At 55.3% G+C, this 22,568-nt stretch carries 20 protein-coding genes and 5 tRNA genes; 16 read left to right on the top strand and 9 right to left on the bottom strand.

From position 1 onward, the window contains the following. The first annotated feature begins 87 nt into the window (after positions 1 to 87). Complete coding sequence (gene cspE / locus ACOTYB_RS20650; protein ID WP_003860775.1) at positions 88 to 300, top strand: transcription antiterminator/RNA stability regulator CspE; 213 nt, start codon at positions 88 to 90, stop codon at positions 298 to 300. A gap of 58 nt (positions 301 to 358) precedes the next feature. Here the strand turns inward: cspE and ghrB are convergent, their stop codons facing one another. The 6 genes from ghrB to ACOTYB_RS20620 form a co-directional block, all read right to left on the bottom strand. Further along, complete coding sequence (ghrB, locus tag ACOTYB_RS20645) at positions 359 to 1,333, bottom strand: glyoxylate/hydroxypyruvate reductase GhrB (RefSeq protein WP_023315194.1); 975 nt, start codon at positions 1,331 to 1,333, stop codon at positions 359 to 361. Between the two features lie 27 nt (positions 1,334 to 1,360). Beyond that, entirely contained in the window at positions 1,361 to 2,641 is a 1,281-nt protein-coding gene (locus ACOTYB_RS20640; RefSeq protein WP_001089079.1) for an MFS transporter, read from the bottom strand. A gap of 116 nt (positions 2,642 to 2,757) precedes the next feature. Further along, a complete protein-coding gene (locus ACOTYB_RS20635) occupies positions 2,758 to 3,696 on the bottom strand; it encodes a sugar kinase (protein ID WP_023323994.1) in 939 nt (312 codons plus the stop codon). 3 nt (positions 3,697 to 3,699) lie between these two features. Beyond that, positions 3,700 to 4,449, bottom strand: a complete 750-nt coding sequence (locus ACOTYB_RS20630) for a sugar phosphate isomerase/epimerase family protein (protein WP_421765876.1) — start codon at positions 4,447 to 4,449, stop codon at positions 3,700 to 3,702. A 102-nt stretch (positions 4,450 to 4,551) separates the two neighbouring features. Beyond that, entirely contained in the window at positions 4,552 to 5,568 is a 1,017-nt protein-coding gene (locus ACOTYB_RS20625) for a LacI family DNA-binding transcriptional regulator (RefSeq protein WP_015569988.1), read from the bottom strand. Positions 5,569 to 5,725: 157 nt separating this feature from the next. Further along, on the bottom strand, positions 5,726 to 6,388 hold the full coding sequence (locus ACOTYB_RS20620; RefSeq protein WP_022650190.1) for an OmpA family lipoprotein: 663 nt from the start codon (positions 6,386 to 6,388) through the stop codon (positions 5,726 to 5,728). A gap of 122 nt (positions 6,389 to 6,510) precedes the next feature. On the opposite strand from ACOTYB_RS20620, the gene ACOTYB_RS20615 reads away from it, so the two are divergent. Next, entirely contained in the window at positions 6,511 to 8,880 is a 2,370-nt protein-coding gene (locus ACOTYB_RS20615; protein ID WP_421765875.1) for a molybdopterin guanine dinucleotide-containing S/N-oxide reductase, read from the top strand. Here ACOTYB_RS20615 and ACOTYB_RS20610 read toward each other — a convergent pair. After that, a complete protein-coding gene (locus tag ACOTYB_RS20610) occupies positions 8,849 to 9,289 on the bottom strand; it encodes an N-acetyltransferase (protein ID WP_220153495.1) in 441 nt (146 codons plus the stop codon). The two genes, ACOTYB_RS20615 and ACOTYB_RS20610, sit on opposite strands and share 32 nt — an antisense overlap. Beyond that, positions 9,267 to 9,848: a DNA-3-methyladenine glycosylase I gene (gene tag / locus ACOTYB_RS20605; protein ID WP_022650193.1), complete on the bottom strand. Its 582-nt coding sequence runs from the start codon at positions 9,846 to 9,848 to the stop codon at positions 9,267 to 9,269. The genes ACOTYB_RS20610 and tag overlap by 23 nt, the downstream gene beginning before the upstream one ends. Before the next feature lie 160 nt (positions 9,849 to 10,008). Here tag and ACOTYB_RS20600 point away from each other — a divergent pair, with 160 nt between their 5' ends. From ACOTYB_RS20600 to dppF, 9 genes are all read left to right on the top strand, one after another. Beyond that, entirely contained in the window at positions 10,009 to 10,551 is a 543-nt protein-coding gene (locus ACOTYB_RS20600; RefSeq protein ID WP_409249021.1) for a lipase, read from the top strand. A 238-nt stretch (positions 10,552 to 10,789) separates the two neighbouring features. After that, positions 10,790 to 11,992, top strand: a complete 1,203-nt coding sequence (locus ACOTYB_RS20595; RefSeq protein ID WP_022650195.1) for an L-lactate MFS transporter — start codon at positions 10,790 to 10,792, stop codon at positions 11,990 to 11,992. 239 nt (positions 11,993 to 12,231) lie between these two features. After that, on the top strand, positions 12,232 to 13,926 hold the full coding sequence (gene eptB, locus ACOTYB_RS20590; RefSeq protein WP_045897243.1) for a kdo(2)-lipid A phosphoethanolamine 7''-transferase: 1,695 nt from the start codon (positions 12,232 to 12,234) through the stop codon (positions 13,924 to 13,926). Between the two features lie 91 nt (positions 13,927 to 14,017). Next, positions 14,018 to 14,094, top strand: a tRNA-Pro gene (locus ACOTYB_RS20585). 621 nt (positions 14,095 to 14,715) lie between these two features. Continuing rightward, positions 14,716 to 16,323 carry a dipeptide ABC transporter periplasmic-binding protein DppA gene (gene dppA, locus ACOTYB_RS20580; RefSeq protein WP_003860756.1) on the top strand — a complete coding sequence of 536 codons (1,608 nt, stop codon included), beginning with the start codon at positions 14,716 to 14,718 and terminating at the stop codon, positions 16,321 to 16,323. A gap of 161 nt (positions 16,324 to 16,484) precedes the next feature. Continuing rightward, positions 16,485 to 17,504, top strand: a complete 1,020-nt coding sequence (dppB, locus tag ACOTYB_RS20575) for a dipeptide ABC transporter permease DppB (RefSeq protein WP_006810536.1) — start codon at positions 16,485 to 16,487, stop codon at positions 17,502 to 17,504. A gap of 9 nt (positions 17,505 to 17,513) precedes the next feature. Then, positions 17,514 to 18,416, top strand: coding sequence for a dipeptide ABC transporter permease DppC (gene dppC / locus ACOTYB_RS20570; RefSeq protein ID WP_003862349.1), 903 nt, complete (start codon positions 17,514 to 17,516; stop codon positions 18,414 to 18,416). 10 nt (positions 18,417 to 18,426) lie between these two features. Beyond that, positions 18,427 to 19,410, top strand: coding sequence for a dipeptide ABC transporter ATP-binding protein (gene dppD / locus ACOTYB_RS20565; protein WP_022650197.1), 984 nt, complete (start codon positions 18,427 to 18,429; stop codon positions 19,408 to 19,410). Continuing rightward, on the top strand, positions 19,407 to 20,420 hold the full coding sequence (dppF, locus tag ACOTYB_RS20560; protein ID WP_023315202.1) for a dipeptide ABC transporter ATP-binding subunit DppF: 1,014 nt from the start codon (positions 19,407 to 19,409) through the stop codon (positions 20,418 to 20,420). Before dppD ends, dppF begins: the two co-directional genes overlap by 4 nt. A 42-nt stretch (positions 20,421 to 20,462) precedes the next feature. Here dppF and coaA read toward each other — a convergent pair whose 3' ends face one another. Then, on the bottom strand, positions 20,463 to 21,413 hold the full coding sequence (gene coaA, locus ACOTYB_RS20555) for a type I pantothenate kinase (protein WP_015569977.1): 951 nt from the start codon (positions 21,411 to 21,413) through the stop codon (positions 20,463 to 20,465). Between the two features lie 317 nt (positions 21,414 to 21,730). Between coaA and ACOTYB_RS20550 the strand changes: the two genes are divergently transcribed. The 5 genes from ACOTYB_RS20550 to ACOTYB_RS20530 form a co-directional block, all read left to right on the top strand. Then, positions 21,731 to 21,806, top strand: a tRNA-Thr gene (locus ACOTYB_RS20550). 8 nt (positions 21,807 to 21,814) lie between these two features. Beyond that, a tRNA-Tyr gene (locus ACOTYB_RS20545) sits at positions 21,815 to 21,899 on the top strand. A 116-nt stretch (positions 21,900 to 22,015) separates the two neighbouring features. Continuing rightward, a tRNA-Gly gene (locus ACOTYB_RS20540) sits at positions 22,016 to 22,090 on the top strand. A gap of 6 nt (positions 22,091 to 22,096) precedes the next feature. Beyond that, positions 22,097 to 22,172, top strand: a tRNA-Thr gene (locus tag ACOTYB_RS20535). Positions 22,173 to 22,290: 118 nt separating this feature from the next. Then, positions 22,291 to 22,568: GTP-binding protein (locus tag ACOTYB_RS20530; protein ID WP_000031680.1), on the top strand; the 278-nt coding region annotated here is incomplete at its 3' end.

The following is a 22,568-nucleotide window of genomic DNA, read 5'->3' as shown; positions in this document are numbered from 1 at the left end:
TAGTGACCCTTCCTTCATCGCTTAAAAATCTGTAACGCAATCCATCAAGCCGGAAGGCACAATATATTTGTTAATAAGGTAATTTCTATGTCTGCTAAAATGACTGGTCTGGTAAAATGGTTCAACGCTGATAAAGGTTTCGGCTTCATCACTCCTGACGATGGCTCTAAAGACGTGTTCGTACACTTCTCTGCTATCCAGAACGATGGCTACAAATCTCTGGATGAAGGTCAGAAAGTTTCCTTCACCATCGAAAGCGGCGCTAAAGGCCCAGCAGCTGGTAACGTTGTAAGCCTGTAAGCTTCCAGCCCAGTAGCACTAAATTCAAAAACCCGCCTTCTGGCGGGTTTTTTCGTTTCTACTGTTGTATCTGCGGGTTAACGCAGTTCTTATCCACTTTACCGCCGAGCGCGGCAATCAGGTTATCCACGGCGGTCGCCGCCATGTTGTAGCGTGTTTCATGAGTCGCAGAGCCGATGTGGGGCAGGGCGACAACGTTCGGCATGGTCAGTAGCGGAGAATCCACCGGCAGCGGCTCTTGTTCAAACACGTCCAGACCAGCGGCGTGGATCTCACCGTTTTGCAGTGCCTCAATCAGCGCCTTCTCATCGACCACCGGACCACGACCCGCGTTGATGAAAATGGCCGATTTCTTCATCTTTTCAAACGCCGCTTTGCCGATGAGATGACGCGTTTCATCCGTCAGCGGCAGGATCAGGCAGACAAAGTCGGCTTCCCGCAACAGCGTATCAAGCTCGCAATAAAGGGCGTTGAAACGTTCTTCAGCTTCACTGTGGTGACGGCGCGCGTTATACAGAATGGGCATGTTGAAGCCAAAATGCGCGCGCTGTGCCAGCGCCAGACCGATACGGCCCATCCCAACAATCCCCAGCGTTTTGCCATGAACGTCCACGCCGAACCAGTCCGGGCCAATGCTTTTGGTCCATTCGCCCGCTTTCACGCGCTCGGCCACTTCCACTACACGACGGGCGGTGCTAAGCACCAGCGCCATCAGCGTGTCGGCGACGGTTTCCGTCAGGGCATGGGGCGTGTGCATCAGCAGGATGTTGCGCGCGTTTAGCGCATCCACGTCGAAATTGTCGTATCCCACCGAAACGGTTGAGGTAGCACGAAGCTTCGGCATTTTCTCCAGCAGCGCTGCATCCACCTTTTCGCTCGAACCCAGCAGGCCCTCGGCGCTGGCAAACGCGTCGGCGTGCTGTGCCACGGTTTCCGGGCTGAGGTTCTTTACCCGGGTAACGGTAAAGTGTTCCTCCAGGCGTTTTTGCAGATCTTCAGGCAGTGCTTTGTACAAAATGACGGACGGCTTCATGCTAATCTCCGTTGATTTTAAAAGGATTCAGGCGTGGCGTGCGCCGACGGGTAGCTGTTGATTATTAGCAGGCTTAACAATCAGAGTAAGCCATACCGAGGCAAAAAGCGCCACCCCCATAAAGATGTAAGAGGCCGACGGGCTGCCGGTGGCACCGTTAAGATAGCCCACAAACCACGAGCCAAAGAACGAACCCAGCGCACCCATACTGTTGATCAACGCCATCGCGCCCCCTGCGACGTTACGCGGCAGCATTTCCGGGATGATGGCAAAGAACGGACCATACGGGGCATACATGGCCGCACCCGCAATCACCAGCAGCGTATACGAAGCCCAGAAGTGGTTTGCGCCTACGGCCCAGGAGCCAATGAAGGCAAAAGCAGCGATCAGCAGCAGTGGCCAGACGAACAGCTTACGGTTTTGCAGCTTGTCCGATGCCCAGGAGACGATAATCATCGCGATGGTCGCAGCCAGGTAAGGCACCGATGACAGCCAGCCCACTTCCACCATGCCAAGGTTTTCACCGCCGCTGCGGATAATCGACGGCAGCCACAGCACAAAACCGTACACGCCAATACTCCAGGTAAAATACTGTGCACACAGCAGAATAACGTTCCGGGAGCGGAAGGCTTCGCCGTAGTTACGCACCGCTTTAAGCCCTTGCTGCTCTTTATCCAGCTGCGCCTGGAGTGCGGCTTTTTCGTCTTCAGAAAGCCATTTCGCCTGGGCTGGCTTATCTTTCACCAACACCCACCAGCAGAAGGCCCAGATAATCGCGGGAACGCCTTCGATGATGAACATCTCGCGCCAGCCGAAGGACTGGATCAGATAGCCGGAAACCACCGACATCCACAGCACGGTGACCGGGTTACCGAGTATCAGGAACGTATTAGCACGTGAACGCTCCGATTTTGTGAACCAGTTGCTGATGTAAATCAGCATTGCTGGCATGACGGCCGCCTCAACCACGCCGAGGATAAAGCGAATAGCCGCCAGAGCAGGAATGTTATTCACCACGCCAGTAAGCGACGCACAGGCACCCCATAAGATCAGGCAGATGAAAATGAGCTTTCGCACGCTGCGGCGTTCAGCGTAAATCGCGCCGGGGATCTGGAAGAAGAAATAACCCAGGAAGAAGAGGGCGCCCAGCAGGGACGAGACCCCTTTGGTGATCCCGAGGTCTTCGTTGATCCCGGCGGCGGATGCGAAACTGAAGTTGGCACGATCCAGGTACGCCAGGCTGTACGTGATAAACACGATTGGCATGATGTACCACCAGCGTTTTACTGCATTGGTCGAACTGTTCATAGGCTTGCCTCTGTTGTTGAGGTTGTTGCCGCCGTTGTCTGTAGGGTACACGGTGGCTTAATTATCTGGTGCGGATTGCTGCCCCACCCTGGTCCTCTCTCACGGGGAGAGGGAATTTAGACGCCGAGCTCTGCTCGTGTTGGTAATCCTTCGCTGTCGCCCTGCACCTGAATCGCCAGCGAACCAATTTTGTTGCCTCGCGCCACGGCCTGCGACAGCGGTTTGCCCTCCAGCAGGGCGCTGATGACCCCGACGGCAAACCCATCGCCCGCGCCCACGGTATCGACCACGTTGTCGACTTTTACCGCAGCGACAGCGCCTTGCTCACCGTCGGCAGTTTTAAACCACGCGCCGTCGGCACCGGTTTTCAGCACCACGGCTTTTACCCCTCTGTTGAGGTAAAAATCAGCAATGCCTTCGGGCGTGCTTTCGCCAGTGAGGATCATTCCCTCTTTTATGCCCGGCAGAACCCAGTCCGCCTGAAACGCCAGTCGGTTGAGTTTCTCAGCCATCTCCGCTTCGCTTTTCCACAGTACCGGGCGCAGGTTCGGATCAAAGGAGATCGTTTTGCCCTGCGCTTTCATTGCCGAAGCCGCGTGATCGAGTAAATCGTACGAGCTGGCCGAGAGCGCCGCCGCCACGCCGCTCAGGTGCAGGTGGCGCGCGGAGGAGAAATACGCGGCGTAATAATCATCCACGGAGAGATGGCTTGCCGCTGAGCCTTTGCGGAAATACTCCACGATGGGATCGGTTCCATTTTCAACTTTAGATTTCAGCTGAAAGCCCGTCGGGAAGCGTCCGTCAAGGGTGACGCCTGCGGCATCAATGCCCTCTTTTTTCAGCGAGTCGAGAACGAAATGGCCAAAGCTGTCATTGCCCACGCGGCTCACCCAGCCGACATTCAGCCCCAGCCGCGCAAGGCCGGTAGCGACATTCAGCTCGGCGCCTGCCACGCGTTTGATAAAGTGCTCCACTGCGCTCAGCTCGCCCGTTTCGGTGGCGACAAACATCGCCATGGCCTCGCCGATAGTGATAACGTCCAGCGTCTTGTGCATGGTTTACTCCTCGCGCAGCAGGTTGACGTAATGGCGGGTGACGGCGGTGAGATCCGTCCCTTCGAGCGGAAATTCGATACCGCGCGGCGCGTCGGCAGGCAGTTGATTAAGCAGATCCCGCCAGCGAGAATCGGTCTGATCCGGCGCGACGGCGCGGAACTGCGCCTTATGCGGGACTGCGGCCTTCACATGAATATAGCTCACGGCGGGAGCCAGCTGACGTGCAGCCTCTTCCGGGGAGTCGCCAACCCACAGCCAGTTGCCCATATCGAACGTCAGTGTGACCGGCAGCGCCATTACCCGGCAGGCGGCTTTGAAGCGCTGCATCGGCGCGAGCTGCCCGCAGTCGGTCTGGTCGTTTTCCACCACCAGCGTCATGCCGATTTCATCCAGCAGTGCGCGCAGGGCTTCAAGCGGTTGTTTGTCGCTGAAATGACCCAGCGAGACTTTAAGCCACAGCGCGTTCAGTGCGCTGGCTTCGCTAAGGTAGCGCGGAAGATCCGGGTTGAGGGTTCCATCGGGCATAAACAGGGGGGCCGGGGCGGAGTAGCACGCCAGTAAACCCAGCAGTTCAATGGACTCGCCCAGCGCAGGCAGGGCCATTAACTCGTCGTGGCTGAAGAGCTCTCGGCGGATTTCAACGCCATCAGCCCCTGCGCCGGCAATAACGGGAAGCATTGCCCGTTGACCGCCTGCCTGTCGCACCTGATCCGCACCATACGCGGCGGTGACCACCATAATTTTCCTGCTCATTTCCTGACTCCAGAGCGTAATCGATAGTATTACGCTAGATGGAACCGGTTCCAAAGAAAAGATCGGGATGCTGAATTTATGATCGCTGTCACGAAGGGGAAATTAACGGGCAGTAGAGCCGCGAACGATCAGCTCGCCAGAAAAAACCTGCTCGCGTACGGCGTCGCGGGTGCCTTCAATGCGGCGAACCACTTGTTCAACCGCGGCATAGCCGATCTGCCAGGTGGGTTGTTTGAGGGTGGTAATGCCTACGCCAGCAAGTTCAGCCCACTCCAGTTCATCAAAGCCGAGCAAGCCGATGTCGCTGCCCCAGTGCAGGCCAATGCGTTTAAGCGAGCGGGCAACCTGAAGCGTCAGCGCCCCGTTAGCGGAGATCACCGCCTTACGCATTCCCCGATGGCGGGTATGGAACTGGCGCAGGGTATTATCCAGCTGTCCGGCTTCATGGAGGGGGATTTCAGCATTTTCGGCGATCACACCGGGATAACGCGCCAGCGTGGCGCGAAATGCAGCCAGGCGGTCGCGGCGGGTGTTAACCATACCCAGCGGTTCGCTCAGGAACAGAATGGCTTCGAAACCCTGTTCAATCAGGTGCTCGGTGGCAGTGGTGGCCGCCTGGGTGTTATCCAGCCCGACCACATCGCAGGCAAATTCCGGGATTTTGCGGTCAATAAGCACCATCGGGAGAGACGATTGTTGCAGACGATTTAGCCCCTCTTCGCGCATCCCGACGGCATTGACCACGATCCCTTCCACCTGATAGCTGCGCAGCAGATCGAGGTAATGCAACTCCTGATCAACTTCGTTATTGGTGTTACAGACCAGCGGGGTAAAGCCTTTTTCCCGGCACGCCGCTTCGATGCCGCTGAGTACGTTAACGGAGTAGGGGTTAGTGATATCGGCGATGATAAGCCCAATCAGGCGGGTGCGACCCCGCTTGAGGCCGCGCGCCATCAGGCTGGGACGGTAGTCGAGATCGGCAATGGCTTGTTCGATCCGCGCCAGCAGCGCATCGGACAGCAGGTGTTTCTCGCCGTTGAGGTAGCGTGAAATGCTGGTTTTACCGGTTTTGGCGGCTTTCGCCACGTCGCTGATGGTGGCCCGGGTTGGTTTGATCATCGCTGATTTCCCTGAATTTAGTGAGAATACCTTAGCGGGAAAATCTGGCGAATCAAGCAATTTGCCGGGTGGCGGTCTGATGCCCTCACCCCAACCCTCTCCTACAGGAGAGGGCGCAAATACTAAAACGGCAACGGGGTTGCCGTTTTGCTTTTACCTACTGCACAGGACTCAACGTAATTTCAACGCGGCGGTTCTGCGCTTTGCCTTCCGCCGTGCTGTTGCTGGCGATCGGGTTAGCCGGACCCATGCCGCTGGTGCGGATGCGGTTCGCTTCTACGCCCTGGGTGATCAGCGAGCTGGCCACGGAATCGGCGCGCTGCTGCGACAGACGCATGTTCAGATCCTGGCTGCCGGTGCTGTCGGTGTAACCAATCACGTTCACGGCAGTTTTATTGTACTCTTTCAGCACTGCGGCCACGCCGGTCAGGGTGTTCGCGCCTGCGGGTTTCAGCGTCGCGCTGCTGCTGTCAAAGGTCACGTTGTTTGGCATGTTCAGGATGATGTTGTCACCGCTGCGCGTCACGCTTACGCCCGTACCTTTCATTTTGTCACGCAGTTTTGCTTCCTGCACGTCCATGTAATAACCCACGCCGCCGCCCAGGGCTGCGCCTGCCGCTGCGCCAATCAGCGCACCTTTGCCGCGATCTTTCTTGGAGGAGGAGAGTACGCCAACGCCAGCGCCTACCAGGGAACCAATACCCGCGCCAATGCCGGATTTGCCCGCTTCGCGTTCACCGGTGTAAGGGTTGGTTGTGCAGCCTGAAACAGCCAGTGCGCCGCTCACCAGAGCGGCAATAACGAGTACGCGTTTTTTCATCTTATTTCCTTAATCCTTTTTATTCTTTGCCACGACGGACGTGGCAGTGGATTATGACGTCCGGATACGGAGAAAATTCAGTGTATAACTCTGAAATTTGTCACAAACGATAAATTGCCTCAATGAAAGGCCGAAACACCTGCACGCAACCAGGAGCGCACGCTTTGAGCACCTCAACAAAAACCATTCTGACCGCCGCCCACTGGGGGCCGATGCTGGTCGAAACCGATGGCGACACTGTGCTGTCGTCTCGCGGGGCTTTGCCTTCGCGCCATCTCAACTCTTTACAGACCGTCGTTCGCGATCAGGTACACAGCAAGACCCGCGTCCGCTGGCCGATGGTGCGTAAAGGCTTTCTGGCGTCACCGGATAAACCGCAGGGTATTCGCGGGCAGGATGAGTTCGTGCGCGTGAGCTGGGACGATGCGCTGGCGCTGATCCATACGCAGCATAAACGCATCCGCGACAGCTATGGCCCGTCGTCCATTTTTGCCGGCTCCTATGGCTGGCGCTCAAACGGCGTGCTGCATAAGGCTGCAACCCTGCTGCAACGCTATATGAGCCTGGCCGGAGGATATACCGGCCATCTGGGTGATTACTCGACCGGCGCGGCGCAGGCGATCATGCCGTATGTCGTGGGCGGGAATGAGGTTTATCAACAGCAGACCAGCTGGCCGCTGGTGCTGGAGCATACAGAGGTGGTGGTGCTGTGGAGCGCCAACCCGCTCAATACCCTGAAAATTGCCTGGAATGCGTCCGACGAGCAGGGCGTTTCCTACTTCGATGCGCTGCGCAAAAGCGGCAAGCGCATCATCTGTATCGATCCGATGCGCTCTGAAACCCTGGATTTCTTCGGCGACAGCGCCGAGTGGATCGCGCCGCATATGGGCACCGACGTGGCGATGATGCTGGGCATCGCCCACACCCTGGTGGAGAACGGCTGGCACGACACGGAATTTCTGGCGCGTTGTACCACGGGGTTCGATAAATTTGCCGACTATCTGACGGGACAAAGCGACGGTATTGCCAAAACCGCAGAGTGGGCCGCGGCGATTTGCGGCGTTAATGCCGTTAAAATCCGCGAACTGGCGGCGTTATTCCATAGCCATGTCACGATGCTCATGTCCGGCTGGGGGATGCAGCGCCAGCAGTTTGGCGAGCAAAAGCACTGGATGTTGGTGACGCTCGCCGCGATGCTTGGGCAGATTGGCACACCCGGCGGCGGTTTTGGCCTTTCCTATCACTTTGCCAACGGCGGCAACCCGACGCGTAAAGCCGCGGTGCTGGCGTCCATGCAGGGCTCGGTGCAGGGTGGCGTGGACGCTGTGGATAAAATTCCGGTGGCACGCATTGTTGAAGCCCTGGAGAACCCCGGCGGGTTTTATCAGCACAACGGTCAGGATCGCCATTTCCCGGATATTAAGTTTATCTGGTGGGCGGGTGGGGCCAACTTCACCCATCACCAGGATACCAACCGCCTAATCCGCGCCTGGCAGAAACCGGAGCTGGTGGTGATCTCGGAGTGCTTCTGGACTGCGTCAGCGAAACATGCCGATATCGTTTTGCCTGCCACGACCTCGTTCGAGCGTAACGATCTCACCATGACGGGGGATTACAGCAACCAGCATATGGTGCCGATGAAGCGCGTCGTGGCTCCCCGGGTTGAAGCGCGGGATGATTTCGACGTCTTTGCCGACCTGAGTGAAATGTGGGAAGCGGGCGGGGGGGAGCGTTTCACCGAGGGCAAAACGGATCTGCAATGGCTGGAAACATTTTACCAGAGTGCCAGCCAGCGCGGGGCTGCGCAGGGCGTGTCCCTGCCGCCATTTGCTGAGTTCTGGGAGGCGAATCAACTCTTCGAAATGCCAGAAAGCGAGCAGAACGCGCGGTTTGTGCGCTTTGCTGACTTCCGTCGCGATCCGGAGAATCACCCGTTAAAAACCGAAAGCGGGAAGATTGTGATCTACAGCGAACGCATCGCCAGCTTTGGCTACGCGGACTGTCCGCCGCATCCGGCGTGGCTGGAGCCGGACGAATGGCATGGCAATGCGCAGCCGGGGCAGCTTCAGCTGCTGTCTGCCCATCCTGCCCATCGTCTGCACAGCCAGCTCAACTATTCGGCTCTGCGCGAGCAGTATGCGGTGGCGGGTCGTGAGCCGATCGCGCTGAATAGCGACGATGCAAAGGCGCGGGGGATTAACGACGGCGATCTCGTTCGGGTCTGGAACGCGCGCGGGCAGGTGCTGGCAGGCGCCGTGGTGAGTGACGGGATCCGCCCTGGCGTTTTCTGCATTCATCAGGGCGCATGGCCGGATCTGGCGCTGGACGAGGGCGGTATTTGTAAGAACGGCGCCGTAAACGTGCTGACCAAAGATCTCCCCAGCTCGAAGCTGGGGAATGGCTGCGCGGGGAATACGGCGCTGGCATGGGTGGAGAAATATGAGGGGCCGGCGCTTACCCTTACGGCGTTTGATCCGCCTGCCAGCTCGTGATCCACGTCGGGTGTTGGGTATCATCCTGCCAGGCGCTGTCTTCGATGCGAAAACCCTGAGCATGATAGAAATTCACCGCCCGCACGTTTTTCTGGTACACCTCCAGGGTTAAATACGGGTAGTGCTGCTGAACGTGGTTCAGCAGCGCACGCCCAATCCCCTTTCCGATGAACGCCGGGGCGACAAACAGCGCCCCCACGAACTGGAACTGCATGACGCTGATAAAACCGCACAGGGTACCGTTTTCTTCCCAGACCCAGGTCTCGGCGGCGGGAAGGTATTCATCCCGCACTACCGCTTCATTCGCTTGCCAGTAACTTGCGTCGATAAACGGATGCGCCTCGGTGGTGCTCTCCAGCCACAGACTCAAAAGCGGCGCGGTGTTCTCACTTTGCCATTTGCGGATCATGGTGGCCCTCCGGATGGCAGAAGCAGCCCGTAATGTGGTCATTGACCAGCCCGCAGGCCTGCATAAAGGAGTAACAGATGGTGGTGCCCACAAACTTAAAGCCGCGTTTTTTCAGCGCTTTCGACAGGGCATCTGAGGCGGGGGTCGACGTTGGGATCTCTGCAAGCGTGGCGGCCTGCGTCACCTTCGGCTCGTTATCCACAAACGACCAGACAAATGCTGAAAAGGGTTCGCCATTTTGCTCCATCGCCAGATAAGCACGCGCGTTACCAATAATGGCCTGAATTTTACCGCGATGGCGGATGATACCGGTATCCAGAACCAGCTTTTGTACGTCGTCGTCGGTCATGGCGGCAACCGCAGCCGGATCGAACTGGTGGAAGGCTTTGCGATAGTTCTCACGCTTTTTCAGAACGGTGATCCACGACAGCCCGGCCTGCTGGCCTTCAAGGCAAATCATTTCAAATAGTTTTTTACCGTCGGTTTCCGGTACGCCCCATTCCTTGTCGTGATAATCGATATAAAGCTGATCCTGGCTTACCCAGCCGCAACGTTGCATAGGTCATCTCCCTTCCTGATACGGTAAACGCAAAAATTTCAATCTGCCCGGCTTGACGTGTCTGCTAAAGAGACAATAGTTAATACAGGGCTATACGCCCTAATACCTCTTCGAACAATGACATATATCGCCGAACTCGGCTCTTTCTGGAGTCGCTTTGATGATGATAAAAAAAATCAGTGGTCGCCATGCTGCTTCTGGCCTGGTGGGTGTTTCAGTCTGCCTGCTTTTTTGTCACACCGCTTTTGCGTGGCAACAGGAATATATCGTTTCAGATGCACAAAGTAATACGACGGAACGTTATACATGGGACGCCGATCACCAACCTCGTTATGAAGATATTCTCGCGGAGCGTATTAACCGCACGCAGAATGCTACGGGGTTTACCCTGAACGATCCCTCCGGTTCGGATGCGGAAACCGTTCTGAGCGTTGGCTGGAATTTTCCCGTGGCGGGACATTTCACCACCGGGCCCGTCATGGCGTGGCGCACTGATGGCGCCCCCCCTGTAACGGTGAATGCGTTTGAGGATACAACCACCACGCAGTCGCTTACCGATCCCCTCTGGCATGCCAGCGTGAACTCATTGGGTTGGCGTGTTGATACGCAGTATGGTGATTTACACCCCTGGGCGAAGATCAGCTATAACCAGCGAACTGAAGAAGAATATTTATATACGCTGGGATTGAGCGCCAAATTTTAAGGGTTGTTATTTTTTTAAACGATACGATAACATATTTAATACAATTATGACGGGGTCTGGAGCGATAGTGCCCACTAACAGAACAGCGCTTCATTCCCCGGCAAGGTCATTCATTCCAGATCCCAGGCATTTCATTCCTTCTCTCCTGCATTTCATTCCGTTTTTCCCCAACGCTATAAAGGTTTTGTTTATCGTTGTCCTCAGCGAATTTCCATAATTTATCTTGCAGGACACTGCCATGAACACATCAACTTATAACCGCACGCGTTGGCTGACGCTATTCGGCACCATCGTTACCCAGTTCGCACTGGGATCGGTCTATACCTGGAGCCTGTTTAACAGCGCCCTGTCCGATAAGCTCGGCGCGCCGATAAGCCAGGTGGCATTCTCCTTCGGCTTGCTGAGTCTTGGGTTAGCAATTTCCTCTTCCGTGGCGGGCAAACTTCAGGAACGTTTCGGCGTGAAGCGTGTAACCATGGCATCCGGGATCTTGCTGGGCTTGGGATTCTTCCTGACGGCATATTCTAACAACCTGATGATGCTGTGGCTGAGCGCCGGGGTGCTGGTGGGGCTGGCGGACGGCGCAGGTTATCTGCTGACGCTGTCTAACTGCGTGAAGTGGTTCCCGGAGCGTAAAGGGCTTATCTCCGCATTTGCCATTGGTTCATATGGCCTGGGCAGCCTCGGCTTCAAATTCATCGATGCGCATCTGCTGGCCTCGGTTGGGCTTGAGAAAACCTTTATGATCTGGGGCGTGATTGTGCTGGTAATGATCCTCTTCGGCGCCACGCTGATGAAAGATGCGCCGCAGCAGGAAGTGAAAACCGTTAACGGCGTGGTGGAGAACGATTTCACCCTCGCTCAGTCCATGCGTAAGCCGCAGTACTGGATGCTGGCGGTGATGTTCCTGACGGCCTGCATGAGCGGTCTGTATGTCATCGGTGTGGCGAAAGATATCGCGCAGGGAATGGTAAAACTGGACGCGGCGACGGCGGCGAACGCCGTAACGGTCATCTCTATCGCTAACCTCTCGGGTCGTCTGGTACTGGGTATCTTGTCTGACAAAATCGCCCGGATCCGCGTGATTACGCTGGGGCAGGTGATCTCCCTGGTGGGTATGGCAGCACTGCTGTTCGCTCCGCTGAACGAGGCGACATTCTTTGCGGCGATAGCCTGCGTAGCCTTTAACTTTGGCGGCACTATTACCGTCTTCCCGTCGCTGGTGAGCGAGTTCTTCGGCCTGAACAACCTGGCGAAAAACTACGGCGTGATTTATCTCGGCTTCGGTATCGGCAGTATTTGCGGTTCACTGATTGCCTCGCTGTTTGGTGGCTTCTACGTGACATTCTGCGTGATATTTGCCTTGCTGATTATTTCGCTGGCGCTGTCCACCACGATTCGTCAGCCGCAGCGCGAGGTATATAAAGAAGCGCATGCATGATTCGATAAAAAGGGGCCGCAGGGCCTCTTTTATTTATTTCTAAATCGCTTCCGGACTTGCTATTTTGTAAAAAACTTCATCGATTCACATTCTCTGCTGCCACTTTTCTTTCCTGCTGTGGTCTACTTATCGCGCTTGTAGACGTTTCTGATAACGGTTTCTCTCGCATCTACTTACTCTGTCAGCTTTCTCACTGAGATTCGGCGGGTCTTTATACCCCTTCCCCCAGGGTTGTTTGCATGAAATATATTAGGTCTCTTACCCAGCAAAGATTGTGTCTGATGCTGGCTGTCTATATCGGTTTGTTTCTGAATGGCGCGGTGCTGTTCAGACGAGTGGAAGGTTATTTCGAACACCTCACTGTAAGAAATGGAATTTTTGCCGCGATTGAAGTGTTTGGCTCAATTCTGGCGACCTTCTTCCTGCTACGTCTGCTCTCGCTTTTTGGCAGACGTACATGGCAGGTTCTGGCCTCGCTGGTGGTGGTTATCTCCGCCGCCGCAAGCTATTACATGACATTCATGAATGTGGTCATTGGCTACGGTATTGTGGCCTCGGTGATGACCACGGACATCGACCTCTCGAAAGAGGTGGTGGGTCAAGGGTTCATCCTGTGGACGATTCTGACCTGCCTGATCCCGCTCTTCTTTATCTGGAGTAACACCTGCCGCTACACCCTGTTACGCCAGCTGCGTACCCGGGGACAGCGCATCCGCAACGTCGCCGTCGTTCTTCTGGCGGGTCTGCTGGTGTGGGCGCCTATTCGCCTGATGGAAAAACAGCAAAAAAGGATCGAAAAAGCGACAGGCGTGGATATGCCAAGCTACGGCGGCGTGGTGGCTAACTCGTATCTGCCGTCTAACTGGCTGTCGGCGTTAGGTCTTTATGCCTGGGCTCAGGCGGACGAATCCAGCGATGTGAAATCGCTGATTAACCCAACCAAAAAGTTCACCTACCAGGCTCCGGCTGACGGGCTGGATGATACTTACGTGGTCTTCGTTATCGGCGAAACGACGCGCTGGGATCATATGGGTATCCTCGGTTATGACCGCGATACCACCCCGAAACTGGCGCAGGAAAAGAATCTTGTAGCTTACCGCGGCTACTCCTGCGATACCGCCACGAAGCTCTCGTTGCGCTGTATGTTTGTTCGTGAGGGCGGTGCGAGTGATAATCCTCAGCGCACTCTCAAAGAGCAAAACGTGTTTGCTGTTCTGAAGCAGCTTGGATTTAGCTCCGATCTGTTCGCCATGCAAAGTGAGATGTGGTTCTACACCAACACCATGGCGGATAACATCGCCTACCGCGAGCAGATTGGCGCCGAGCCGCGTAACCGCGGAAAGAACGTTGATGACATGCTGCTGCTCTCTGAGATGGAACAGTCACTGAAAAACCATCCGCAGGGTAAGCATCTTATTGTTCTGCATACCAAAGGGTCACACTACAGCTACTATCAGCGTTACACGCGCGATTTCGCCAAATGGACGCCTGAGTGCGTCGGCATTAACAAGAACTGTAGCAAGCAGGAGCTGATCAATGCCTATGATAACTCGATTCTGTATGTGGATACCTTCCTCAGTCGGGTGATCGACCAGCTTCGCGATAAGAAAGCGATTGTGATCTACGCGGCCGACCACGGCGAGTCCATCAACGAGAAAGAGCATTTACACGGTACGCCGCGTAAGCTGGCCCCGCCTGAGCAGTTCCGCGTGCCGATGATCATGTGGATGTCGGATAAGTACCTGGAAAATCCGGACAAAGCCAAAATGTTTGCCCATCTGAAACAGCAGGCAGAGATCAAGGTACCGCGCCGTCACGTTGAGCTGTACGACACCATTATGGGCTGTCTCGGCTATACCTCACCGAACGGTGGGATTAACGAAAACAACAACTGGTGTAAACTCCCTGATAACACCACAAAAGCCGCGCAGTAGCTGGTCTGGCGAGAATATCGCCAGTTGAATGGCTTTTTGAAAATAAGGGATTGACGGGGGCGCACCTCAGCAGTAAGATGCGCTCCGCATTCGGCGAGTAGCGCAGCTTGGTAGCGCAACTGGTTTGGGACCAGTGGGTCGGAGGTTCGAATCCTCTCTCGCCGACCACATTCTAAAAAGGGCTAACCGCAAGGTTAGCCCTTTTTGCATTAACGCGTTACCCCGCACGAGTCCTCAAAATACCCCTTAGCCCTGCTTCCCCCTGCCTGCTTGCGGTTTTGTGACATAATCCATTGTATTTTTTTATATATAGTTTGATCTTTTTTCGCGTTGCTTATGGATAACCTCAGCATTTTTCGCTGTGCGTTTTAACGTTCGCGGTATTTAGTGCTCAGATAATCACCATCCTGTAAGAAAATTTACCCATTCTGAATAAAACTTAATCACTGAGTGTTGCGAAATATGAAGATAATTGTGCTGCATCATGGCGAGTAGCATAAATTTCTCTGCTGAAAACTCACGGTCAGGGTTTTTTTAATCTTTGTTTGCGGTTTCTCACACTCCACGTAAATCCCCGCCACCTGTATTGACGTTTTCACATTCTGTTGACAGATTGTAGGGCACGAGGGGCATTTCAGGGAGGATCTGCGCTGCAACTCAAACGCTCTTCTGAAAGGATTCTCTATCCCTTTTAACGCCTTCGGGCATCACCGACCGGACCGGGTAAAAAATAAATAAAGGTCAGGCGGCGTAACACAACAAAGCAAAACATCACATTGGAGCACAATAATGAGTATTTCCTTGAAGAAGTCAGGGATGCTGAAGCTTGGTCTGAGCCTGGTGGCCATGACCGTTGCAGCAAGCGTACAGGCAAAAACCCTGGTTTACTGTTCTGAAGGCTCTCCGGAAGGCTTTAACCCACAGCTCTTTACCTCTGGTACGACTTACGACGCAAGCTCTGTACCGATCTATAACCGTCTGGTTGAATTTAAAACCGGCACCACGGAAGTGATTCCTGGCCTGGCTGAAAAGTGGGATATCAGCGAAGACGGTAAAACCTATACCTTCCACCTGCGTCAGGGAGTGAAGTGGCAGGACAGCAAAGAATTTAAACCTACGCGCGACTTTAACGCCGACGACGTTGTGTTCTCCTTCGACCGTCAGAAAAATGCCCAGAACCCGTACCATAAAGTGTCTGGCGGCAGCTATGAATACTTCGAAGGGATGGGTCTGCCAGACCTGATCGCTGAAGTGAAAAAAGTGGACGATAAAACCGTCCAGTTTGTGCTGACGCGTCCGGAAGCGCCATTCCTGGCTGACCTGGCGATGGACTTCGCCTCGATTCTCTCTAAAGAGTACGCTGACAACATGCTGAAAGCCGGCACTCCGGAAAAAGTGGACCTGAACCCAATCGGTACCGGCCCGTTCCAGCTGCTTCAGTACCAGAAAGATTCCCGTATTCTGTATAAAGCCTTCCCGGGCTACTGGGGCACCAAGCCGCAGATCGACCGTCTGGTCTTCTCCATCACGCCTGACGCATCCGTGCGTTACGCAAAATTGCAGAAAAACGAATGTCAGGTGATGCCGTATCCAAACCCGGCTGACATCGCGCGCATGAAGCAGGACAAAAATATCAACCTGCTGGAGCAGGCGGGCCTGAACGTGGGTTATCTCTCCTTCAACACCGAGAAGAAACCGTTCGATGACGTGAAAGTGCGTCAGGCGCTGACCTACGCGGTGAACAAAGAAGCGATCATCAAAGCCGTTTACCAGGGCGCAGGCGTTGCGGCCAAGAACCTGATCCCACCAACCATGTGGGGCTATAACGACGACATTAAGGACTACACCTACGATCCTGAGAAAGCGAAAGCGCTGCTGAAAGAAGCGGGCCAGGACAAAGGCTTTACCGTTGAGCTGTGGGCGATGCCGGTACAGCGTCCTTACAACCCGAACGCACGCCGTATGGCGGAAATGGTTCAGGCTGACTGGGCGAAGATTGGCGTACAGGCCAAGATTGTGACCTACGAGTGGGGCGAGTACCTGAAGCGCGCCAAAGCGGGTGAACACCAGGCGGTCATGATGGGCTGGACCGGTGACAACGGGGATCCGGACAACTTCTTCGCGACCCTGTTCAGCTGTGCGGCAGCGAAAGACGGTTCTAACTATTCTCGCTGGTGCTACAAGCCGTTTGAAGATCTGATCCAGCCGGCGCGTGCGACCGACGATCACAACAAACGTATCGAACTGTATAAGCAAGCGCAGGTTGTCATGCACGATCAGGCTCCGGCGCTGATTGTTGCTCACTCCACCGTGTACGAGCCAGTGCGTAAAGAAGTGAAGGGCTACGTGGTCGATCCACTGGGCAAACACCACTTCGAAAACGTGTCTGTTGAATAATAAGTAGGGTGTTCTCCCTCTCCCTGTGGGAGAGGGCAGGGGTGAGGGGCGTGCATGCACCCCCTCACCCTAACCCTCTCCCACAGGGAGAGGGAATTTACATTTGTGAGCAATACAGACGTCACGCCACTGAGTGTGCGTCATCAGAGAGAATCCGGGTTATGTTGCAGTTCATCCTCCGACGTCTGGGACTGGTTATCCCGACGTTTATCGGTATCACCCTTCTCACTTTTGCCTTCGTCCATATGATCCCGGGTGATCCGGTGATGATTATGGCGGGCGAGCGTGGTATCTCCCCTGAACGTCATGCGCAACTGCTGGCTGAACTCGGCCTTGATAAGCCGATGTGGCAGCAGTATCTCCACTATATCTGGGGCGTGTTGCACGGCGATTTAGGGATTTCACTGAAAAGCCGTCTTCCGGTGTGGGACGAGTTCGTACCTCGCTTTAAAGCGACGCTGGAACTCGGTATCTGCGCCATGATCTTCGCGACCGCGGTAGGGATCCCCGTTGGCGTACTGGCTGCCGTTAAACGTGGCTCTATTTTTGACCACACCGCTGTTGGCCTGGCACTGACCGGCTACTCCATGCCTATCTTCTGGTGGGGCATGATGCTGATCATGCTGGTCTCGGTGCAGTGGAACCTGACGCCGGTCTCCGGACGCGTCAGCGATATGGTTTTCCTTGACGACACCAATCCGTTAACCGGCTTTATGCTGATTGATACAGCGATCTGGGGCGAAGAGGGCAACTTCATTGATGCGGTTGCGCACATGATCCTGCCTGCAATGGTGTTGGGCACCATCCCTCTGGCGGTGATCGTGCGTATGACCCGTTCCTCCATGCTGGAAGTGCTGGGCGAGGATTATATTCGTACTGCCCGCGCTAAAGGCCTGACCCGTATGCGCGTCATCATCATTCATGCCCTGCGAAACGCTATGCTGCCGGTGGTAACCGTTATCGGTTTGCAGGTCGGTACGCTGCTGGCGGGGGCGATCCTGACCGAAACCATCTTCTCCTGGCCGGGTCTTGGACGCTGGCTGATTGATGCGCTGCAACGCCGTGACTATCCGGTTGTGCAGGGCGGTGTACTGCTGGTCGCGACGATGATTATTCTCGTCAACCTGCTGGTCGATTTGCTGTACGGCGTGGTGAACCCGCGTATTCGTCATAAGAAGTAAGGGGCCATCATGTCACAAGTTACTCAAAATAAAGTGGTCACCGCACCGGTGCCAATGACGCCGATGCAGGAATTCTGGCACTACTTCAAGCGCAACAAAGGCGCGGTCGTCGGGCTGGTGTATGTTTCCATCATGATCCTGATTGCGGTGTTTGCGAACGTCCTTGCGCCGTATAACCCGGCTGATCAGTTCCGCGATGCGCTGCTGGCACCTCCTGCATGGCAGGACGGCGGAAGCCTGGCGCACCTGCTGGGCACCGACGACGTGGGTCGCGATGTGCTTTCGCGCCTGATGTACGGCGCACGCCTGTCGCTGCTGGTTGGCTGCCTCGTTGTCGTACTGTCGCTGATCATGGGGATCGTACTCGGCCTGGTGGCAGGCTACTTCGGCGGCATTGTTGATAACATCATCATGCGCGTCGTCGACATTATGCTGGCATTGCCAAGCCTGCTGCTGGCGCTGGTGCTGGTGGCGATCTTCGGTCCGTCGATTGGTAACGCCGCGCTTGCGCTGACGTTTGTTGCGCTACCGCACTATGTGCGTCTGACCCGTGCGGCGGTGCTGGTGGAAGTGAACCGCGACTACGTTACCGCCTCTCGCGTGGCGGGTGCCGGTGCGATGCGTCAGATGTTTATCAATATCTTCCCAAACTGCCTTGCGCCGCTGATTGTTCAGGCGTCGCTCGGTTTCTCTAACGCCATTCTTGATATGGCCGCTCTTGGCTTCCTTGGCATGGGTGCGCAGCCGCCAACACCGGAGTGGGGCACCATGCTCTCCGACGTGTTGCAGTTCGCGCAAAGCGCCTGGTGGGTCGTCACCTTCCCGGGTCTGGCGATTCTGCTGACGGTGCTGGCATTTAACCTGATGGGTGATGGTCTGCGTGATGCACTTGATCCCAAACTGAAGCAGTAAGAGGCACGAGATGGCGTTATTAAATGTAAATAAATTATCCGTGCACTTTGGCGACGAAGGCACACCGTTTCGCGCCGTGGACCGTATCAGCTACAGCGTTAATCAGGGCGAAGTGGTCGGGATTGTAGGAGAGTCGGGCTCCGGTAAGTCAGTGAGTTCGCTGGCGATTATGGGGCTGATTGACTACCCCGGCCGCGTGATGGCGGAAAATCTGGAGTTCAACGGTCAGGATCTGAAGCGTATTTCCGAAAAACAGCGCCGCCAGCTGGTGGGCGCGGAAGTGGCGATGATCTTCCAGGACCCCATGACCAGCCTGAACCCATGCTACACCGTGGGTTTCCAGATTATGGAAGCGATTAAGGTGCATCAGGGTGGGAATAAGAAAACCCGTCGCCAGCGTGCTATCGATCTGCTGAACCAGGTGGGGATACCTGACCCAGCATCGCGTCTGGACGTTTACCCGCACCAGCTTTCAGGCGGGATGAGCCAGCGCGTGATGATCGCCATGGCGATTGCCTGTCGGCCAAAGCTGCTGATTGCGGATGAACCGACGACGGCGCTTGACGTGACCATCCAGGCACAGATCATCGAGCTGCTGCTGGAGCTGCAGCAGAAAGAGAACATGGCGCTGGTGCTGATTACGCACGATCTGGCGCTGGTGGCGGAAGCGGCGCACAAAATCATCGTGATGTACGCGGGTCAGGTGGTGGAGACCGGAAGTTCGCACGATATCTTCCGCGCGCCGCGTCATCCGTATACGCAGGCGTTGCTGCGTGCGCTGCCGGAGTTTGCCCAGGACAAAGCGCGTCTGGCGTCACTGCCGGGTGTGGTTCCGGGTAAATATGACCGTCCGCAGGGCTGCCTGCTGAATCCGCGCTGCCCGTATGCGACGGATAAATGCCGCGCCGAGGAGCCAGAGCTGAATCTGCTGGCCGATGGTCGGCAGTCAAAATGCCACTACCCACTCGATGATGCCGGGAGGCCAACACTATGAGTACGCACGAGGCCACCACGCAACAGCCGCTGTTGCAGGCTATCGACCTGAAAAAACATTACCCGGTGAAGAAGGGGATTTTTGCCCCTGAGCGCCTGGTAAAAGCGCTGGACGGCGTCTCCTTCAGCCTTGAACGCGGTAAAACGCTGGCGGTCGTCGGGGAGTCGGGCTGTGGGAAATCCACGCTGGGCCGTCTGCTGACGATGATTGAAACGCCAACCGGCGGCGAGCTTTACTATCAGGGCCAGGATCTGCTCAAGCACGATCCGCAGGCGCAGAAGCTGCGTCGCCAGAAAATCCAGATTGTGTTCCAGAACCCGTACGGTTCTTTAAACCCGCGTAAAAAAGTGGGGCAGATTCTGGAAGAACCGCTACTGATTAACAGCAATCTGAGCAAAGAGCAGCGTCGTGAAAAAGCGCTGGCGATGATGGCGAAGGTGGGGCTTAAAACCGAGCATTACGATCGCTACCCGCATATGTTCTCTGGTGGTCAGCGTCAGCGTATTGCCATCGCTCGTGGGCTGATGCTTGACCCGGACGTGGTGATTGCCGATGAGCCGGTCTCAGCGCTTGACGTGTCCGTTCGCGCGCAGGTGCTTAACCTGATGATGGATTTACAGCAGGATCTGGGACTGTCGTACGTCTTCATCTCCCATGACCTGTCCGTGGTCGAGCACATTGCCGATGAGGTGATGGTGATGTATCTGGGACGCTGCGTGGAGAAGGGGACGAAAGATCAGATCTTTACTAACCCGCGTCATCCGTATACCCAGGCACTGCTGTCTGCGACGCCGCGGCTGAACCCGGATGACCGCCGTGAGCGCATTAAGCTGACCGGTGAGTTGCCAAGCCCGCTTAACCCGCCGCCGGGATGTGCGTTTAACGCCCGCTGCCGTCGCCGCTTCGGTCCGTGTACGCAGTTGCAGCCACAGCTAAAGGATTATGGTGGACAGCTGGTGGCCTGCTTCGCGGTCGATCAGGATGAAAACGGCGAAAAGCCGCATGCATAAATAAAAAACCGGCGATAAGCCGGTTTTTTTTACGTCTGAGGTCTACTTCCGTAAACGAATCTGGTCGACGGCGTGTTTCTCACTCTTGGTGAGGATCAGGCTTGCGCGTTCGCGCGTCGGCAGGATGTTCTCTTTGAGGTTGACGTAGTTGATCTCATTCCACAGCCCGGTCGCCACGCTGATAGCCTCTTCTTCAGAGAGCTGGGCGTAGTTGTGGAAGTAGGAATCCGGGTCGGTGAACGCCCCTTCGCGGAACTTCAGGAAGCGGTTGATATACCAGCGTTGCAGCAAATCTTCCGGCGCATCGACATAGATTGAGAAATCGACAAAGTCAGAGACAAACACATGATGCGGATCGTGAGGGTAATCCATCCCGCTTTGCAGGACGTTTAAGCCTTCCAGAATCAGGATGTCGGGCTGCACAACCGTTTTGTCGCCATCCGGGATGCGGTCGTAGATCAGATGCGAGTAAACCGGAGCGGTAACGTGAGGTACGCCCGATTTTAGATCTGAAACAAACTTTACCAGGCGGTGCATATCATAAGAGAGCGGGAAGCCCTTCTTTTTCATCAGGCCGCGTTCTTTCAACACCTCGTTGGGATGCAGGAAGCCGTCGGTGGTGATCAGCTCCACGCTGCGGTGTTCCGGCCAGCGGCTCAGCAGCGCCTGAAGCACGCGCGCGGTGGTACTTTTACCCACTGCCACGCTGCCCGCAATACTGATGATATAAGGAATACGTTGACCGTTCGTGCCGAGGAACTGTTCCAGGACGGCCTGACGACGCAAATTGGAGCTGATATAGAAGTTAAGCAAGCGAGAGAGGGGGAGATAGATTTCTGCCACCTCTTCCAGGGAGAGATCTTCGTTTATCCCTTTTAGCCGTGCGATTTCACCTTCCGTCAGTGTCATAGGGACGGAGTCACGCAGGGCTGCCCACTGGCTACGGTTAAACTGAAGATAGGGCGTCATTAACGTTTGCTCTTTTTTGCTCATAAGCATGCTTCTGTGAACCATCACGAAACGGCGGGTGCGGGCTCATCACATAGTTAATTTTGGACAATGGGCAGGAGGTTAACACCAGATGAGAGGAATAATAAGAAAAAATATGGGAAAGCGATGCTTAACCGGGCAGGTATCACGTGGTGCTATAGCGTGCCGAAATCAGGCGTTCATGTTGAATTTTTAACCGTGAGCGGATGAATTTACAGCGGTTAGCCCTGGTTTCGAATAAAATGTGAGCGAAAGAACGTTTTATGCAATTTTTTAGTTGCATGACTGCGCAGGTCTCCATAGAATGCGCGCTACTTGATGCCGACTTAGCTCAGTAGGTAGAGCAACTGACTTGTAATCAGTAGGTCACCAGTTCGATTCCGGTAGTCGGCACCATCAAGTCCGGTGGGGTTCCCGAGCGGCCAAAGGGAGCAGACTGTAAATCTGCCGTCACAGACTTCGAAGGTTCGAATCCTTCCCCCACCACCACTTTCTGGCAGCGTCAACGCCGCCGGAGCTGGTTGGAAAAATTGACCAGCTCGAACAGAAAAGAGAGAAATCTCTTTTTTTGTTACAGAAAGAACTGGGTAGCCGAGTTTCAGGATGCGGGCATCGTATAATGGCTATTACCTCAGCCTTCCAAGCTGATGATGCGGGTTCGATTCCCGCTGCCCGCTCCAATACGTGCTGATATGGCTCAGTTGGTAGAGCGCACCCTTGGTAAGGGTGAGGTCCCCAGTTCGACTCTGGGTATCAGCACCACTTCACTTCTCCCTCCCTTTCTCTCTGTTTCAATGTAAATGTATTCAACAGTTCAGGCATTTTCGCCTGGTTGATGTGGTGATATCACCGATTTATCCGTGTCTTAGAGGGACAATCGATGTCTAAAGAAAAGTTTGAACGTACAAAACCGCACGTTAACGTCGGTACTATCGGCCACGTTGACCATGGTAAAACAACGCTGACCGCTGCAATCACTACCGTACTGGCTAAAACCTACGGCGGTGCTGCTCGTGCTTTCGACCAGATCGATAACGCACCAGAAGAAAAAGCTCGTGGTATCACCATCAACACTTCTCACGTTGAGTATGACACCCCGACTCGCCACTACGCACACGTAGACTGCCCAGGCCACGCCGACTATGTTAAAAACATGAT

The sequence above is a fragment of the Enterobacter cloacae complex sp. IR5450 genome, from assembly GCF_049238665.1.
Lineage (GTDB): Bacteria > Pseudomonadota > Gammaproteobacteria > Enterobacterales > Enterobacteriaceae > Enterobacter > Enterobacter hormaechei_C.
The sequence above is the reverse complement of the archived record's forward strand: the minus strand, read 5'-3'. Positions and strand labels throughout refer to the sequence as shown.